Source organism: Rhodoplanes roseus (genome assembly GCF_003258865.1).
Taxonomy (GTDB): domain Bacteria; phylum Pseudomonadota; class Alphaproteobacteria; order Rhizobiales; family Xanthobacteraceae; genus Rhodoplanes; species Rhodoplanes roseus.
Window position 1 is genome coordinate 1 of record NZ_NPEX01000122.1, and the last position, 17,128, is coordinate 17,128.

General features: G+C 71.1%; 12 protein-coding genes, 1 tRNA gene and 1 pseudogene. 9 read left to right on the top strand and 5 right to left on the bottom strand.

What is annotated here, in order from left to right:
• A partial coding sequence (locus CH341_RS17435) for a COX15/CtaA family protein (RefSeq protein ID WP_111420277.1) occupies nucleotides 1-1,053 on the bottom strand: 1,053 nt, incomplete at its 3' end.
• Nucleotides 1,054-1,203: 150 nt separating this feature from the next.
• Between CH341_RS17435 and CH341_RS17440 the strand changes: the two genes are divergently transcribed.
• Nucleotides 1,204-1,407, top strand: coding sequence for a DUF2842 domain-containing protein (locus CH341_RS17440; RefSeq protein ID WP_111420278.1), 204 nt, complete (start codon nucleotides 1,204-1,206; stop codon nucleotides 1,405-1,407).
• Between the two features lie 4 nt (nucleotides 1,408-1,411).
• Here CH341_RS17440 and CH341_RS17445 read toward each other — a convergent pair whose 3' ends face one another.
• Nucleotides 1,412-2,470, bottom strand: a complete 1,059-nt coding sequence (locus tag CH341_RS17445; RefSeq protein ID WP_111420286.1) for a polysaccharide deacetylase family protein — start codon at nucleotides 2,468-2,470, stop codon at nucleotides 1,412-1,414.
• Between the two features lie 230 nt (nucleotides 2,471-2,700).
• Here CH341_RS17445 and CH341_RS17450 point away from each other — a divergent pair, with 230 nt between their 5' ends.
• Complete coding sequence (locus CH341_RS17450) at nucleotides 2,701-3,921, top strand: GNAT family N-acetyltransferase (protein ID WP_111420279.1); 1,221 nt, start codon at nucleotides 2,701-2,703, stop codon at nucleotides 3,919-3,921.
• Nucleotides 3,922-4,178: 257 nt separating this feature from the next.
• Here the strand turns inward: CH341_RS17450 and CH341_RS35935 are convergent, their stop codons facing one another.
• A complete protein-coding gene (locus CH341_RS35935) occupies nucleotides 4,179-6,638 on the bottom strand; it encodes an exopolysaccharide transport family protein (RefSeq protein WP_245431115.1) in 2,460 nt (819 codons plus the stop codon).
• A 228-nt stretch (nucleotides 6,639-6,866) separates the two neighbouring features.
• On the opposite strand from CH341_RS35935, the gene CH341_RS17460 reads away from it, so the two are divergent.
• The 5 genes from CH341_RS17460 (at nucleotide 6,867) to CH341_RS17480 (ending at nucleotide 12,681) form a co-directional block, all read left to right on the top strand.
• Nucleotides 6,867-8,141: a glycosyltransferase family 4 protein gene (locus CH341_RS17460; protein WP_111420280.1), complete on the top strand. Its 1,275-nt coding sequence runs from the start codon at nucleotides 6,867-6,869 to the stop codon at nucleotides 8,139-8,141.
• A 170-nt stretch (nucleotides 8,142-8,311) separates the two neighbouring features.
• Nucleotides 8,312-9,835 (top strand): undecaprenyl-phosphate glucose phosphotransferase, encoded by a 1,524-nt coding sequence (locus CH341_RS17465; RefSeq protein WP_111420281.1) that lies wholly within the window; start codon nucleotides 8,312-8,314, stop codon nucleotides 9,833-9,835.
• On the top strand, nucleotides 9,832-11,118 hold the full coding sequence (locus CH341_RS17470) for an O-antigen ligase family protein (protein WP_111420282.1): 1,287 nt from the start codon (nucleotides 9,832-9,834) through the stop codon (nucleotides 11,116-11,118). Before CH341_RS17465 ends, CH341_RS17470 begins: the two co-directional genes overlap by 4 nt.
• A 172-nt stretch (nucleotides 11,119-11,290) precedes the next feature.
• A tRNA-Pro gene (locus CH341_RS17475) sits at nucleotides 11,291-11,368 on the top strand.
• 374 nt (nucleotides 11,369-11,742) lie between these two features.
• Nucleotides 11,743-12,681, top strand: coding sequence for a cytochrome c oxidase assembly protein (locus CH341_RS17480; RefSeq protein ID WP_111420283.1), 939 nt, complete (start codon nucleotides 11,743-11,745; stop codon nucleotides 12,679-12,681).
• 100 nt (nucleotides 12,682-12,781) lie between these two features.
• Here CH341_RS17480 and CH341_RS17485 read toward each other — a convergent pair whose 3' ends face one another.
• Both CH341_RS17485 and CH341_RS17490 read right to left on the bottom strand, forming a co-directional pair.
• Nucleotides 12,782-14,047 (bottom strand): cation:proton antiporter, encoded by a 1,266-nt coding sequence (locus CH341_RS17485; protein WP_210208409.1) that lies wholly within the window; start codon nucleotides 14,045-14,047, stop codon nucleotides 12,782-12,784.
• Nucleotides 14,048-14,101: 54 nt separating this feature from the next.
• A complete protein-coding gene (locus CH341_RS17490) occupies nucleotides 14,102-14,947 on the bottom strand; it encodes a formate/nitrite transporter family protein (protein WP_111420284.1) in 846 nt (281 codons plus the stop codon).
• A gap of 560 nt (nucleotides 14,948-15,507) precedes the next feature.
• On the opposite strand from CH341_RS17490, the gene CH341_RS17495 reads away from it, so the two are divergent.
• Nucleotides 15,508-16,602 (top strand): SDR family oxidoreductase, encoded by a 1,095-nt coding sequence (locus tag CH341_RS17495; RefSeq protein WP_111420285.1) that lies wholly within the window; start codon nucleotides 15,508-15,510, stop codon nucleotides 16,600-16,602.
• A 33-nt stretch (nucleotides 16,603-16,635) separates the two neighbouring features.
• A pseudogene (locus tag CH341_RS17500) lies at nucleotides 16,636-17,067 on the top strand (thiamine pyrophosphate-binding protein); the annotation flags it as partial.
• Between the last annotated feature and the right edge of the window lie 61 nt (nucleotides 17,068-17,128).

Here is a 17,128-nt window from a genome sequence, read left to right on the forward strand (position 1 = left end):
GGGCGCCGGCGCCGCGGCGACCGCGCCCGGGCGGGTCAGGCGCTCGGCGTGCAGGGTGGCGAGCGCCAGGACGACGAGGGCCGTGCCCTGGTGCAGCAGCGCGAGGTCGATCGGCACGCGGGCCAGCAGCGTCGCGACGCCGACGGCGATCTGGGCGACGATCGCGACGGCCAACGCCAGCGCACCGGCCCGCACGCCCCGCCGGGTGCCGGCCGACACGACCGCGTCGGCGAGATGCAGCACCGCGACCAGCGCCAGCGTGTAGCCGATCATCCGGTGGGTGAACTGGATGGTCAGCGTGTTCTCGAAGAAGTTCATCCACAGCGGATCGGCGAAGAACAGATCCCCGGTGCTCGGGATCAGCCGTCCGTCGATCAGCGGCCAGGTGTTGTGGACGAGGCCGGCTCGCATCCCGGCGACCAGCGCGCCGAAATAGATCTGCACCAGCACCAGGCCGGCGAGCGCGACCGCGCCGATGCGCAGCCGCAGCGGCACGGCGGTGCCGCCGGACGTCGCCCCGATCCGGGCCGCCGTCCACACCAGCGTGGAGAAGATCAGGCAGGCGAGCGTGAGATGGAAGGCGAGCCGGTAGTGCGAGACGAAGATGCGGTCGGCGAGCCCGGAGGACACCATCCACCAGCCCACCCCGGCCTGCACGGCGCCGAGGCCGAAGATCGCGGCGAGACCGAGCTTGAGCGGCCGCGTCAGCGCGCCGCGCCACAGGAACCAGAGGAACGGCAGCAGGAACACGAAGCCGGTGAGCCGCGCCACGTTGCGGTGGCCCCACTCCCACCAGTAGATCACCTTGAAGTCGTGCAGGCCCATGCCGCGGTTGAGGATCTCGTATTGCGGGATGGCCTTGTACTTGTCGAACTCGGCCTGCCAGGCGCCGTCCGAGAGCGGCGGCAGCGAGCCGGTGATCGGCTTCCACTCGACGATCGACAGGCCGGATTCGGTGAGCCGGGTGGCGCCGCCGACGATCACGGTGAGGAACACGAGCGCCGCCACGGCGACGAGCCACAGACGGAGCGCGACGAAGCTGCGATACGACACTGGCGGATCCCGGGGGTCAGGCCCGCTTGCGCGGGCTCGGGTCGGACCATATAGACCTGGGTCCGGGGCGGCAAATCGTCAACCGGCCCTGGTCCGGCGGCCGTTTCGGCCCCGCTCGCGGCCCCCTCGAACCGACGGCTCGGTCACGCCATGAAACGCCGCCATCGCCGCATGATCGGCGTCCTCGGACTGTTCACGCTGTTCCTGGTGTGGGGCTTCTTCGCCGTCGGGGCCGGCTACTTCTTCCTCGGCTCCGACAGCTGGGCGGTGCGGATGGCCTATTACGCCATCGCGGGCGCCGGCTGGCTGCCCTTCGCGCTCCCCATCGTCAGCTTCATGTCGCGGCAGAGCTGACCGCTCACGCGGCCCGGACCTTGCGCAGTCCGTTCCACAGGGCCGTACCGGCGCCCGACACCAGCACGTCGATATAGCGGCTGCGCTGGAACTCGCCGTTGATCGAGATGCGCGGCAGCGCCGTCAGGGTCTCGGCATGCTCCGGGAAGAGCACGCCCGGACGGGTCGTCACCGCCGTCCTGAAGCCGAGCTCGGCCGCGATGGCGAACTCGCGCGGGCCGGCCGCCGTGTGGTCGCCGTACGGATAGGCGAGATGGCGCGGCGGCGCGCCCAGCGCGGTCTCCAGCACGGCGCAGCCCATCTTCAGCTCGGAGCGCGCCACCGTGTCGCACGCCTTGGCGAGCATCACGTGGTTCACGGTGTGGGCCCCGATGGTGACCAGCGGGTCGGCGGCGATGTCGCGGATCTCGTCCCAGCTCATGCACAGGGAATCGCAGATCGCGGCGATGTCGACGCGGTAGCGGGCGGCGAGCTCGCGCACCGCGTCCATCATCATGGCGTCGCTCGGCATGGCGCGGAGCCAGGCATAGAGCAGCGCGAACGCCTCGGATTTCTCGGCGCTGGTGGCGCACTCGACGCGACAGTCGCGGCCGCGCATCTCCAGCACGATGGCGCTGTTGCCGGCGATCACCGCCTCCAGCGCCGCCCACCACAGCTCGCCGAGCCGGTCCGGAAAGCTCGTCGGCACGTAGATGGCGAACGGGATGCCGTGCCGCTTGAGGATCGGATAGGCCCACTCCTTGTTGTCGCGATAGCCGTCGTCGAACGTGAAGGCGACGAAGCGGCGGCCGAAGTCACGCTCCGCGAGGCGGCGGTGCACCTCGTCGAGGCTGACGAAATCGACCTGCATGCGCTGCAGCCGCGCGACCACGCGCTCCAGGAAGTCGGGCGTGATCTCCAGCAGCCGGTTGGGCTGGAACGCGTCGGGCCGCGCCGGCCGCACGTGGTGCAGCATCAGGATGGCGCCGACACCGCCGAGAAAAGGGCGCATCAGCCGGTGCGCCCCGGAGAAATAAAGGGCCTCGAGGCCCGACCGTATGATGGCTCGCTTCAACTGGTCCACGTCCTGCGTTCCGTCGAGGCGTCGACTGCGCATCTGCGCGGGCATGATGCGCAAGTTTCCCGTGCGAGGCCAAGCCCCGTCCGGCGGCGGGGTTAATCCGCCGCACGCGGCGGCGAGGCCCCCTACCGCTTCCGGCTATACCAACGCTTTGTTGATTTTTCTTTGCCAAGGTCGGCCGCAATGTTTCCAGCGCGTTCGCCAGCAACATGCCCACAGAACGGGACGGGCCCATGAGCGTCGTCGACCTGTCCGCCCCCGACGACCCCGCGCCGGCCGCCCCGGCCCGGGCAGCGGTGGCCACCGAGCCGCCGTTCGCCGATCTCGTGGTCGCCGAGACGCTCGCCGAGGCCGCCCCGGCCTGGCGCGCGCTCGCCGCCCAGAATGCCGTCGCGACCCCGTTCCAGCGCTTCGAGTGGATCGACGCGTGGCAGCGCCATGTCGGCGACCCGGCCGGCCAGCGTCCGCTGGTGGTGATCGGTCGCGACCGCGGCGGCGCTCCCGCCTTCCTGTGGCCCTTCGTGGTGACGCGCGGCGCCGTCACGGTCGCCCGCTTCCCCGGAGGCACCCATTCGGGCCTCAACATGGGCGTGTGGCGCCCCGACGCGGCCGCCGCCATGACGGGCGACGCGGTGCGCGACGCGCTGGTGCGCACCGGCCGCCGCCACGGCATCGACGCCTTCGCCTTCACGCGCCAGCCACGGCGCTGGCGCGGCCTCGACAATCCGTTCGCGACGCTGCCGAGCCAGCCCTCGGTGGACGACGTTCCGGCCGTCACGTTCCCGGCCGGCACGGTCGAGGAAGTGCTCAGGGCGGTGATGACGCGCGACATGCGCGGCCGCCTGCGCACCAAGGAGCGCAAGCTCGAGAAGCTCGACGGCTACCGCTATCACCGCATCGCCACGGCCGAGGACGCCGGCCGGGTGCTCGACGCGTTCCTGGCCCAGAAGGCCGCGCATTTCGCCGTCCAGGGCATCCCGGACGTGTTCGCCGAGCCCGGCATCGCCGCCTTCCTGCACGAGAGCTGCCGCACCGGCCTCACCGAAGGCTGGCCGCGCGTCGAGCTGCACGCCCTCGAAGGCGGCGGCGAGGTGATCGCCGTGATGGGCGGCGTCGCCGACCCGCACCGCTTCTCGTGCATGTTCAACTCCTACACGACCAGCGAGAACGGCCGCTGGAGCCCGGGGCTGATCCTGATCACGCACATCCTGCGCGACTGCGCCGAGCGCGGGCTCGAAAGCTTCGATCTCGGGCCGGGCGCGGCGTCCTACAAGGCGTTCTTCTGCCGCGAGCCGGAGAACCTGTTCGACAGCGTCGTCGGTGTGTCGCTGCGCGGCCGCGCCGTCGCCGTGGCGCTCGCCACCATGGCCGCCGCCAAGCGCCGCGCCAAGGAGAGCCCTCTGGTGATGTCGCTGGTCCAGCGCCTGCGCCGCGGTACGGCGGGGGGCGGGTGAAGGCACTGTCGAACTCCGCCGCGCCGGCACAAAGCCAGCGGTTGCCGTGGTCCGCGCAGGCGAGGGCTTTGCGTCATTGGTCATTCCGGGACGGCGCGTTCGCGCCGGACCCGGAATCCAGCCGCGAATGCCGAGTTCGGCGCTGGATTCCGGGTTCGCGCCTTAGGCGCGCCCCGGAATGACGGATTTCTGAAAAGCCCTCGCCTGCGCGGAGCACGACAACGGAGAGGCTGGCGTTACCCTGACGCGCCTCCCCCTCACGCCGCCTCGGGCTGGGGCGTCGGGGCGACCAGCGGGGCGCCCGCCAGGACGATCAGGTCGTCGCCGTAGCCGGCCGCGGCGAGACTGTCGCGGGCGACGCCGGCGATCGGGTCGGAGGTCTCCGGCACCACCAGCACGCCGCCGGAGGCCAGCTCGGCCATCTGGTCGGCCGCCACCGCGTCGAACGCACCGACATCGATGATCACGTGGTCGTAGGTGCGGGCCAGCGCGTCGATCATGGTGACGAAGCGCAGCGAGGCGAGCAGCGCGCCGGTGTCGGCGTCGCCGCGGCCGCGCGGCACCACATGGGCGCGGGACAGCTTGTCGCGCGCGATGATCTCGCCGAACGTCGCCTCGCCCCGGATCATGTCGGTGACGCCGGGGCCGTCGCCGCCGATCGCCGGTCCGGTGGCGCCGGCCGGCTCGGCGCCGAGCCGCACCAGCACGACGAGCTCGTCGCGGGCGAGCAGCCGGGCCACCGCGGCGGCGGCCTGGGTGGTGCGGCCGTCCGGCGCCGTGCCGAACACCGCCACCTGGCGGCCGATCGCGCCCTCGCGAAGCCGGCGCGCCAATTCGTCGATCGACGACAGGGTCGTGCCGTCCTGCTCCGTGTCGTGGGCGACCACGTCCGCCACACTTCCGTCCTGGAGCGGCTCGTCCCGGAGCGGCTCGTCCGGGAGGGGCTCGTCCCGGAGCGGCTCGCCGCTCGCAAAAGCCTCCGGCTCGACCGACTGGGCGGCGGCGGTCGCCGGCGCCTCGACGGTGCCGTGCGGCGGGGCCTCGTCCAGATCGATGGGCTCGGCTGGGCGCGCGTCGGACGTCTCGTCCTGATGCGCCGTCTGGGGCGGCAGCGACGGGATGGCGGGGGGGGTCCGCTCGGCCCACAGGGTCCGTCCGAAGAGGCGGCGGCCGGGACGCGCCGGCTCCTCCAGCGCCTCGCGGCGCACCGGCGGCGGCGCCATCACGGTCGCGTCGCGACGAACGGTCGGCTCGCGATGCATGGCCGGCTCGCGATAGAGGGGCTCGGGCTGCGGCAGGCCGGCCGGCACCGGGGCGGCGGCGCGCATCAGCTCGCCGGCCGTGACGATGCCGGCGCACACGAAGAAGGTGGCCAGCGTCGCGACCAGGATGATCGGCATCTTCTTGGGGAAGAACGGCGTGTTGGACACGATGGCGCGCGAGATGATGCGGGCGTCGGCCGGGGCCGAGCCGATGCTCTCGCGGGCCGACGCCTCGCGGTACTTGCCGAGATAGTTCTCCAGCAGGTCGCGCTTCGACTTGGCGTCGCGCTCGAAGGCGCGCAGCCGCACGTCGTCCTCGTTGCTGGTCGCCGCCTGGCGCTTCAGATTGTCGAGCTCGCTGCTCAGCTTGGTGACCCGCTCGGCCGCCTCCTTGGCGTCGTTCTCCAGCGTGCGGATGAGCTTCTCGGCCTCGGAGCGGATCTGCCGGTCGTAATCGGAGATCTGCGCCTTCAGCTCCTTGATGCGCGGGTGGTTGTCGAGCAGCGTCGAGTACTGCTCGGCGAGCTGGGCGCGCAGCGCCACGCGCTGCTCGGAGAGCCTGCGGATGAACTCGGAATTGGCGATCTCGGAGGCCTCGATGGCGTCGCCCCGGCGCAGCATGTCGCGCAGCAGGCGCGCCCGCGTCTCCAGATCCGCCTTGCGGGCGCGGGCCGCGCCGAGCTGGGTGTTGAACTCGCCGAGCTGCTGGTTCGACAGGGTCGTGTTGTTGGTGCCGACGAACAGGTTCGAGCGCGAGCGGAACTCCTCGGAGCGGGCCTCCGCCTCCGCGACCTCGCGGCGCAGCCGCTCGATCTCGCCGGAGAGCCAGCGGCTCGCCGCCTGCATCTCCTCCTGCTTGTTGCCCTGCTGCAGCTTGAGATAGCCCTGCGCGATGGCGTTGGCGACGCGCGCCGCCAGCACCGGATCGTAGGACTGGAACTCCAGCGTGATCACCCGCGACTTGTCCACCGCATAGGCGGTGAGGCGCTCGTAATACGCGTCGAGCACCCGCTCCTCGGCCGACATCCGGTACGGATCGCGCGAGATGCCGAGCGCCACCGTGACGCGCTTGAGCGGCGACAGGCCCTCGATCAGCGGGTCGAACTCCGGCCGCTCGGCGAGCTTCAGCTCGGCGATCACCTGGCTGGCCAGCTCGCGCGACAGCACGAGCTGCACCTGGCTGGTCATCGCCTCCTGGTCGGCGGCGCTGCGGTCCATGCTGTTGCGGTCGGCCTCGGGCCGCAGGAAGACGTTCTCGCGGCCTTCATAGAGGAGACGCGCCTCCGACTTGTAGCGGGGCGTCATCAGGTTCACGGCGACGGCCGCCAGCAGCGCGACCAGCACGGTCGGCGCGACGATCATCCATTTGCGCCGCCACAAGGCGCGACCGATCGACCGCATGTCGAGTTCCCCGACACGCTGGTCGATGGCACCACCGTCCGATCCGAACGCCATCGTCGCCACTCCACACCCGCAAAGACTACGCAAGCGGAGCGATTACACTCTATTATGGTTGCCGGCGGGTTAATCGTCACCTCCCCTCACACTGCGGCGCAACCGAGGCTTAACCTTGACAGAGGGTTTCGACTGTCCTGAATTCGCCGCGGGTTCCGTTCCGCCGGCGGGTCCGCTACCTGTCGGCCGCCCTTCGATCCATGCCCGAAGCCGCGGAGGATGTCGTTGATGGACGTGCCGGTTCGCTTGAGAATCGTGCACGTCGTGCGTGCGCCGATCGGGGGTATCTTCCGGCACGTCTGCGATCTCGCCACCGCCCAGAGCGCGGCCGGCCACACGGTCGGGATCGTCTGCGATTCGCGCACCGGCGGTCGATTCGAGGCCGAGGCCATCGCCGCCGTCTCGGGCCTGCTGGAGCTCGGCGCCACCCGGCTGCCGATGCGGCGCGACGTCTCGCCGGCCGACATCGGCGCGCTGATGCGGTTGACCCGCCACGTCCAGATCCTCGCCCCCGACGTGATCCACTGTCACGGCGCCAAGGGCGGGGTCTACGGCCGGCTGATCGGCGCCTGGCTGGGCCGCGAGCGGCCGATCGCCTGCCTCTACGCCCCGCACGGCGGCAGCCTGCATTACGCCGCCCATTCGCTCGAGGGGCGCTTCTATTTCGCCATCGAGCGGGCGCTGGAGCGGGTCACCGACGCGCTCGTCCATGTCAGCGCCTACGAGGCGGAGACCTACCGGCAGAAGATCGGCATCCCGCGCTGCCGCGCCGTGGTGATCCACAACGGCCTGCGCGAGGCGGAGTTCGAGCCGGTGATCCCGCGCGAGGACGCCCGCGACCTGCTGTTCCTCGGCATGTATCGCGACCTCAAGGGAATCGACGTCTTCCTCGAGGCGATCGCCCGGCTGGAGACCCGCTTCGGGCGCCGCGCCACCGCGCATCTGTTCGGCCAGGCCGAGGACGAGGGCCGCGCCCGCTACCAGGCGCTCGCCGTGTCGCTCGGCATCGCCGACCGGGTGACGTTCCACGACCCCGCCCCGACCCGGCACGCCTTCGCGTTCGGCCGCACCGTGGTGGTGCCGTCGCGGGCCGAGTCCATGCCCTACATCGTGCTGGAGGCGATCGCGGCCGGCCTGCCCATCGCCGCCACCCGGGTCGGCGGCATCCCGGAGATCTTCGGGCCGCGCGCCGGCGAGCTGGTGCCGCCCGGCGACCCCGACGCGCTCGCCGTCACGCTCGAGGCCCTGCTGGCCGACCCGGTGCGGGCCCAGATCGACGCCGCCGCGCGGCTCGACTGGCTGCGGCCGCGTTTTCACATTGACGCGATGCAGCGTCATGTCGACGAGCTTTATCGGGAGATTCTTGCTAGCAAGTGGCTCGCGAGCAAGACCCGGGCGCGCGGACCGGCGGCGAGCGGCGCCTCCGCCAGCGAGCCGCTGGCGCGGATGCTCCTCGGACGCGGCTTCGCCGTGGCCGGAGCGCCGCTGATCGGCGTGCCCTGATCGGCTCGCCCGCGGTCTAGCCGTCATTTACCAGACCGCGTGAATGCCGGCGTCGGAGCGTCGACGTTTACGCGTTCATGTCCGTTTTTGAGTAAGCCTGAGTCAGGGTCGTCCCGCCGCGCTGCCCAGCGCGCAGGGGCGGCCGACTCCGCAGCCCCCCGGAGAGCACCATGGCGATCGCCGTTCCACCGATGAACGATCCCCTGCCCGGCCGGCCCGGGAGCCATTCGGCGGTCCCGCGCGAGCTCGGGCCGCTGGCCCGCAAGATCGCCGAGGAGCCGATCGCCAGGGCCGTGTCGCCCGTGGTGCTGACCGGCGTCGCCCGCATCATCGAGTTCGTGCTGATCGTCCTCACCGGCGCCCTCGTCCATGCCGTGTGGCTGTATCCGACCGAGGGCTTCCAGCCGATCTACTTCGTCGTCGAGCTCTCCGTCGCGGCGGCCGCCGTGATCGCCTTCCAGGTGGTCGACGTCTACAGCGTGGCGGCGTTCCGCTCGCACGTCTATCAGCTCGGCCGGATGGGGCTGGCCTGGACGCTGGTGTTCCTGCTGGCGCTCGCGCTCTCGTTCTTCGCCAAGTACGAGTACAGCTTCTCGCGCGCCTGGACGGCCGGCTGGTACGTCACCGGCCTCGGCGTGCTGTTCGCCTGGCGGCTCGGCCTCGGCTGGCTGGTGCGGCACTGGGCCGACCAGGGCCGGCTGATCCGCCGCGTCGTCGTCGTCGGCGGCGGCCGCGAGGGCGAGGCGCTGGTGCGGGCCATCTCGGCCGAGGCGCATTCCGACCTGCGCATCTGCGGCGTGTTCGACGACCGCAGCGACGACCGCTCGCCCTCGGTGGTGGCCGGCGTGCCGAAGCTCGGCACCGTCGACGACCTCGTCGAGTTCACCCGACGGACCCGCGTCGACCTGATCCTCGTCTCGCTGCCGCTCACGGCGGAAGAGCGGGTGCTGCAGATGGCGCGCAAGCTGTGGGTGCTGCCGGTCGACGTGCGGCTCGCCGCCCACATGAACCAGCTCCGCTTCCGGCCGCGCGCCTACTCCTATATCGGCAACATCCCGGTCCTCGACATCTTCGACAAGCCGATCGCCGACTGGAACCTGGTGATCAAGTCGGTGTTCGACCGCGTCGCCGCCTTCCTGATCCTGCTGGCGATCTCGCCCGTGATGATCGTCACCGCGCTGGCCATCAAGCTCGACAGCCGCGGGCCGGTGTTCTTCAAGCAGCGCCGCCTCGGCTTCAACAACGAGGTGATCGAGGTCTTCAAGTTCCGCTCGCTGTATCACGAGCACTCCGATCCCGACGCCAAGCGGGTGGTCACCAAGGGCGACAACCGCGTCACCGGGGTCGGCCGGTTCATCCGCAAGACCTCGATCGACGAGCTGCCGCAGCTCCTCAACGTGCTGCGCGGCGACCTCTCGCTGGTCGGCCCGCGGCCGCACGCCATCCACGCGCCGCTGTCGACCAAGCTGTGGGACGACGTCGTCGACGGCTATTTCGCCCGCCACCGGGTGAAGCCCGGCATCACCGGCTGGGCCCAGATCAACGGCTGGCGCGGCGAGCTCGACACGCCCGAGAAGCTGCAGCAGCGCGTCGAGCACGACCTCTACTACATCGAGAACTGGTCGCTGCTGTTCGACCTCTACATCCTGTTGCGCACGCCCTTCGCGCTGCTGAAGACCGAGAACGCCTATTGAGCGCGGCCGACCCGTCGCTGCCGGCGCCGCCGGACTTTTCCGCCCGGCGCTCCGGCGTGACGCGGCCGGCGGTGCGTACGCCCGTCTTCATCGAGCGGCTGCAGCTTCGCCTGCTGTGGCTGCTCGGCTTCTCGGGCGGCTTCGTGATGATCGAGCCGGCCCCCTACGAGCTGGTCGGTGCGCTCGCCATGGCGGCCTTCGCGGTCAGCGGGCTGACGCTGCGCCCGGCGCATCTGCCGCTCGTGTTCCTGATGGTGCTGTTCAACATCGGCATCGCCATCGGCGCCACCCAGGTGATTTCCGAGCCCGGCATCGCGGTGTGGACCTTCGTCTCCTACTTCCTCGGCCTCACAACGCTGTTCTTCGCCGTGGCGCTCGCCGACGATTCGGTGCGCCGCTTCGACGCCCTGATGGGCGGCTACGTCCTGGCCGCCGTGGTGGTCAGCCTGATCGGCATCCTGGCCTATTTCCACGCGATCCCGAGCGCCGACTCGTTCCTGCTCTACGGCCGCGCCAAGGCGACCTTCAAGGACCCCAACGTGTTCGGCCCGTTCCTGGTGCTGCCGGGCCTGATCGTGCTCGGCCGGCTCACCTTCGGGCGGCTGCGCCAGCAGATGGTGGCGACCGTGATGCTGCTGATCCTGGCCGGCGGCTTCCTGCTCAGCTTCTCGCGCGGCGCGTGGGGGCATTTCGCCTTCTCGGCCGTGCTGTTTCTCGGCCTCTCCTACCTGACCCGCGCGTCGACCGGCGACCGGCTGCGCATCGTCGTGTTCGCGGCGCTCGGCTGCATCGCGGTGGCGCTGCTGGTGGCGGCGCTCCTGTCGATCCCGCAGGTCGCCGACCTGTTCGCCCAGCGCGCCGCGCTGGTGCAGGACTACGACGCCGGCCACACCGGCCGCTTCGGCCGCCACATCCTCGGCGCCATGCTGATGCTCGACAATCCGTTCGGCATCGGCCCGCTGCAGTTCGCGAAATACTTCCCCGAGGACCCGCACAACTCGTTCCTGGCCGCCTTCGCGTCGGGCGGCTGGCTCGGCGGCGTCGCCTTCGTCGGCCTGGTGCTGACCACGCTGGCGGTCGGCCTGAAGGCGGTGTTCACGATCTCGCCGGTGCAGAGCCGGACGATCGCCGTCTACGCCACCTTCGTCGGCGTCGCCGGCGAGAGCTACATCATCGACGTCCTCCACTGGCGCCACTATTTCCTGCTCATGGGCCTGGTCTGGGGCCTCGCCATCGCGGCCCGCCTCTCCCAGGGCCAGCCCGAGCGGCTTTCCCGGGCGTGAGGCCCACGGCCCGCGTCCCGACGATAATTCCCGTTTTCGCGCAAGGGGATGCTCCGCCGCCGCAGGTCCCCCGCCGCGCAGGCCTCCGCGGCGCAGAGCCGCCCCGCCGGAGCCGAAACCGTCCCCCGAACCGGTTGCGCCCCCGATCCCGCATCACTATAGTCCCGCCGCTCGGAGCGTAGCGCAGCCCGGTTAGCGCACCAGTCTGGGGGACTGGGGGTCGAGAGTTCAAATCTCTCCGCTCCGACCATTTCTCTGTTTTCACGATATTGTCCGCTGGCTCCGCTCGATCCGGCCTGCACGCCTGTGCTGCAGCGCAGCTTCACCCGCACCGTGAGGTGTGGCGCGTCCCGCTGCCGAAGGAGCCGCACTGGCGCCGGCCCATGCTGCGCGAGCCGGAAGAGCGCATCCGCACAAAATGAACGGCGGTCTCGTCGTGCTGTTCGTCGCGGTGATCGGCTGCGGCAGCGGCAGCGGCAGCGGCCGGCATCGAGCGAGCCGGCGGCACCGTCGCGCGGCTTCCGGCGTTATGTCTCCGGCAGCGCCGCCACGGTCGGCTTCGTCGCCATCCTGTGGACCGGACTTCCGGCGCCGACGATCGGCGCGTGTGCACGAGGTGACGTGATGCGGCCCTCCCGGGTGATCCTCACGATGACGGCGGCCGGATCGGCCGGCGCCGCCCTCGCCGCCCAGCCCGGATCGTTCGCCGGGCCGGCCGAGCCCCTGCTCGCGCTCTGCCTTGCCGGCGTGACCGCCGTGACGCCGGCCACGGTCTCGTCCGCCTGGAGCCTCGCGCCGGCGACGCTGCTGCCGGTGCTGATCCTGCCGGCGCTCTACCTGTCGGCCGTCGTGGCGCGGCGACGGGAGGGCGCTGCGCCGCCGGCCTGGCGGGCCGGGCTGTTCGCCGCAGGATGGCTCCTGCTCGCCGTGGCCGTGGTGTCGCCGCTGTGCCGGCTCGCCGCAAACCTCGCCTGGGCCCACATGGTGCAGCACGTGATCCTGGTGGCGCTGGCCCCGCCCCTCCTGCTGCTCGGGGCGGAGGGCGTGTGGTCGCGCGGCGCGCCCGCGCCGACCCGCCGCGGCGCGACCTGGGCGTGGCTCGCGCGGCCCGCCGGCGCCGGGCTGGCCTACGGGGCCGCCATCTGGTTCTGGCACGTGCCGCGCCTCTACGAGGCGGCGTTGCGCGACGGCGCGCTGCATCTCGTGATGCTCGCCACCCTTGTGGGGGTCTCGCTGGTGTTCTGGCGCAGCATCCTGGTCGCTGCGCGGGGCGATGCCGGCACCGCCCTGGCGGCCACGCCAGTGCTGCTCACCACCCTGATGCACACAGGGATGCTTGGCGCGCTGCTCACCTTCTCGTCCGGCCTGTGGTTCCCGCTGATGGCGCCCGGGGCGCTCGCCTTCGGCCTGTCGCCGCTGGCCGACCAGCAGCTCGCCGGCCTGATCATGTGGGTCCCGATGGGGCTCGTCTACATGGCGGCGGCGCTCGGCCTGGTCGCATGCGGCCTCGCCCCGGGGGCCGCCGACGCAGCCCGAGCCGGACGCCGGCGGGCGATCGTCTGACCCCGGGCGTGCAGCGGCCGAGGCCGGGAGGACCGCGCCGGCGACGAGCACGACCGTGCCGCCGCATGCTCCGACGCTGACCGACGAGAGCGCGCGCGTCTCACTCCGCACCGCCGGGTGCGACGGCCCTGCGCACCACGGCGCGCAGCGTCAGCCCCTGCACCACGATGGTGAACACCACCACGGCATAGGTGGCGGCGAGCAGGGCCGGCTTCTCCGGGACGTCGGGCAGCGACAAGGCGAGCGCGATCGAGATGCCGCCGCGCAGCCCGCCCCAGGTCAGCACCGGCACCGTGCCCGCGACGAAATGCTGCCGATGCCGCAGCGCCAGGACGGGACCGCCGACCGCGACGAAGCGAGCGAGCAGCGCCAGCGGGATCGCGGCGAGCGCCAGCGGCACGAGATCGCGGGTGAAGCCCAGCACCAGGACCTCCAAGCCGATCAGCAGAAACAGGATCGAGTTCAGAATTTCGTCGACGAGTTGCCAGAAGCCGAACACGTAGCGCTCGGTCAGCTCGCTCATCGCGTCGTTCGGGCCGCGATTGCCGATCAGGATGCCGGAGACGACGACGGCGATCGGCCCGCTGGTGTGCAGCCGCGCCGCCGCCACATAGGTGCCGATCGCCAGCGCGATCGAGATCAGCGTCTCCAGGGGATAGTTGTCGATCCGTCGCATCGCCCGATAGGCGACCCAGCCGGTGCACAGGCCCAGCACGGCGCCGCCCAGCGCCTCGACGAAGAACAGCCGGGCGATATGGAGCGGCTCGGCCGCCCCGGTCTCACCGGTTCCGGCCGCGACCGCCACCACCACCGTGAACACGACGACGCCGACGCCGTCGTTGAACAGCGACTCGCCGGACATGTCGAGCTCGAGCGTCTCCGGCACCTTCACGGACTTGAGCGTCGAGAGCACCGCGACCGGGTCGGTCGGGCTGATCAGTGCCCCGAACACCAGGGCCCAGGCCAACGGAATCGCCAGCCCGAGGAGACCCGCGACGAGCCACAGGCCGAACCCCACCACGGCCGTCGAGATCAGCACGCCGACCGTCGCGATCGAGCCCACCGCCCAGGCGCGCCGGCGCAGCAGCGAGACGTCGACGTGCAACGCTCCGGCGAACAAGAGGAATGCCAGGAAGCCGTTGAGGACCGTCTCCTTGAAGTCGATGCGCCGTAACAGGCCGCCGAGATCCTCGTAGACGTGGATGTCCGGAACCGCGACCTCGACGCCGACCAGGATCAAGGACGCCGCGAGGCCCATGAGCAGCAGCCCGATGGTGTGCGGCAGGCCGATCGCGACATGGTTGATCCAGCCGAGTGCGGCGGTGAGCACCACAAGAAGGGCGGCGATCTCGATGGTCGACAGCATCGATGGTCCACTCCCGCCGGCGCAAGCCGGTGCTGCTCGGAGACACGGCTCCCGTCACGGCTCGAGCTCCTTCATCACCTGGGCATAGGCGATGAGCGCGAACAGCGCCGTTCCCCCGAAGACGTTGCCGAGCAGCACCGGCACCGTGAAGTCGACGACCATCCGCCAGAGCTCGAGCTCTCCGTTCATGACCAGCAGGAAGGCTTCCATGCTCCCCGCGACGATATGGGTGTATTCGCCGACGGCGATCAGCCACGTCATCAGGGTGATCACGTGGAACTGGCTGCCGCCGGCGCTCGGAATCAGCCAGACCATGGTGGCGATCAGAAACCCGGACGCGATGCCCTTGAAGAACATCTGCGGCCAGTCGTTCTCCATCATGTGCCGGCTGATCTCCAGCATGGCGTTGCGCAGATCCTGGTCGACCACCGGCGTCACCGTGCAGAAGACCGCCGCGAACAGGGTCCCGGTGAGATTGGCGGCGAGCACGATCGCCCACACGCGGGCCAGACGGCCGACGCCCCGCCAGCGCCGTCCGGCCATCACGGGCAGGACGATCGTGATGGTGTTCTCGGTGAAGAGCTGCTGCCGGGCCAGCACGACGATCAGGAATCCGACGCTGTAGCCGAAGCTCGTGACGAGCGGCCGCCACGGCGCATCCGGCAGATGCTCGGTGAGGAGGGCCTGGGACAGCAGCGAGAAGCTGATCGACAGGCCCGCCGCGAAACCCGACCACCACAGCGAGACGGCCGGCCGGACCATCTCCTCCTCGCCGTGCCGCCTCACCACCTCGTAGATCACCGGCGAGCGCGGGCTGGAGCGCTCCTCCACGTCCTCGGTCTCGCGGCGGGTCATCGCCGCGGTCGGATGCCCCGAGGAATCGTCTTGCGCCTCCGCCATGAGCGCTCCTCCCTCCCGGTGACCGGTGAGGCGGTCTCCTTCGTCCGAAAGAGACCGCTGGCCACCGCCCTGACGAAGCGTCAACGGCCGGCCGGACCCGAACGGTCCCTCGTCGCGGCTCTCCGCTCGTGCTGCTGCGCCATGGCGTCCTCGTCGCGGGGCGGGTCTCGGGCTACGCCACGTGCCCCGGTCAGAGGCGACCCCGCTGGGCGAACGCCGGGCCTGTGACCGGAGTTCCTGATCCGGGCCCTCGCGCTCCATGACGCGACACTCGGAACCGGGACGCTCCTCCCCTCGTCCGGCCGTGACCGCCTGATCTCGTGGCCAGCTCCTCCCGCCGACGGCGTGCGGAGTGTTCTCCACCGTACAAAAGCCGGTCGTCCTTCAGAAAACCTCGCCTCCGTGACGAACGATGCCGCGCCGCGATGGTTGTCCGGGAGAGAAGGAGCGGTGGTCGTCCGGACGCGAAGCAAGAAGAAGAGGCAAGCCCCCGGTCGTGCCGGATCGCACCCGCATCCCCCGCCGGCCACCTCTCCGCTTTCAACAGGAGCAATTCGCACATGGCTCGGATCGTCGTGATCACCGGAGCCGGGGCCGGCGTGGGCCGAGCCACCGCGGTCGCATTCGCGCGGGCCGGGTACGACGTGGCGCTCGTCGCCCGCGGGCGGGACCGTCTGGAGGCGGCGGCGCGCGAGGTCCGGGCGCAGGGCGCCAACACGCTGGTCCTGCCTCTCGACGTCGCCGACGCCGCGGCGGTCGAAGCGGCGGCCGACCGGATCGAGCGCGAGCTCGGGCCCATCGACGTGTGGGTCAACGTCGCCATGGTCACCATCTTCGCGCCCGTGCACGACATCTCGGCCGACGAGTTCCGCCGCGTCACCGAGGTGACGTATCTCGGCTATGTCCACGGCACGCTGGCGGCGCTCGCGCGGATGCGCCCGCGTGATCGCGGCACCATCGTCCAGGTCGGATCGGCGCTCAGCTACCGGGCGATCCCGTTGCAGTCCGCCTATTGCGGGGCGAAGTTCGCGATCCGCGGCTTCACGGATGCGCTGCGCAGCGAGCTTCTCCACGACAAGAGCCGCATCCGGCTCACCATGGTGCAGCTCCCGGCCGTCAACACGCCCCAGTTCGACTGGGCCCGCAACCGGCTGCCGACCAAGGTCCAGCCGGTGCCGCCGATCTTTCAGCCGGACGCGATCGCGCGCGAGATCGTGCGCGCCGCCGGGCGGCCGACGCGCGAGGTCTGGCTCGGGGTCTCGGCCGTGAAGGCGATCATCGGCGGCATGCTGGTGCCGGGCTATGCGGATCGCCTGCTCGCCACCCAGGGGTACAGCGGCCAGATCACGTCCGAGGCGCGTCCGAAGGATCAGCCCGACAATCTCCTCGAGCCGCCCCCCGGCGATCCCGGCGCCCGCGGCCGCTTCACCGCGCGGGCGCAGAGCCGCTGCGTGTCCTTCGATCCCGCATGGTTGCGCGGCGGGGCGCTTCTCGGCCTGCTCGGAGCCCTCGCCGGAGCGTTCGCGCTCGGGCACGTCGTCGGCCGTGAGCGGGCGCGGCCGCGACGAGTCCCGCACCCGCAGCACGCGCCGCACCGGGCCGTCGAGCAGGCCCGCTCTTTCGGCGCCCGGCCGCACACCGTCGCCCGCCGGTGACGGCCCACACTCGAAACCCGAAGAGGACACGTGATGAGCGCGACGGTCGGTGACGTCCTGTGGGACCGTCTGGAAGCCTGGGGCGTCAAGACGATCTTCGGGTATCCGGGAGACGGCATCAACGGCCTGCTCGGCGCCCTCGACCGGGCCGGCGACCGCTTCGAGTTCGTCCAGGTCCGGCACGAGGAGATGGCCGCCTTCATGGCCTCGGCCTACGCCAAGTTCACCGGCCGGATCGGCGTCTGCCTCGCGACCTCCGGTCCGGGCGCGACGCACCTGATCACCGGTCTCTACGACGCCAAGCTCGACCACATGCCGGTGCTGGCGATCGCCGGCCAGCAGGCCCGCGCCGCGCTCGGCGGCCATTACCAGCAGGAGCTCGACCTGCAGAGCATGTTCAAGGACGTGGCGTCCGCCTTCGTCCAGCAGGCGAGCGTGCCGGAGCAGACCCGCTGCCGCATCGAAGGCGGCCGCGGCCAGTAGCCCGGGCGCCAGGCCCTCGTCCGCCGGTGCGTAGGGGGCGCGG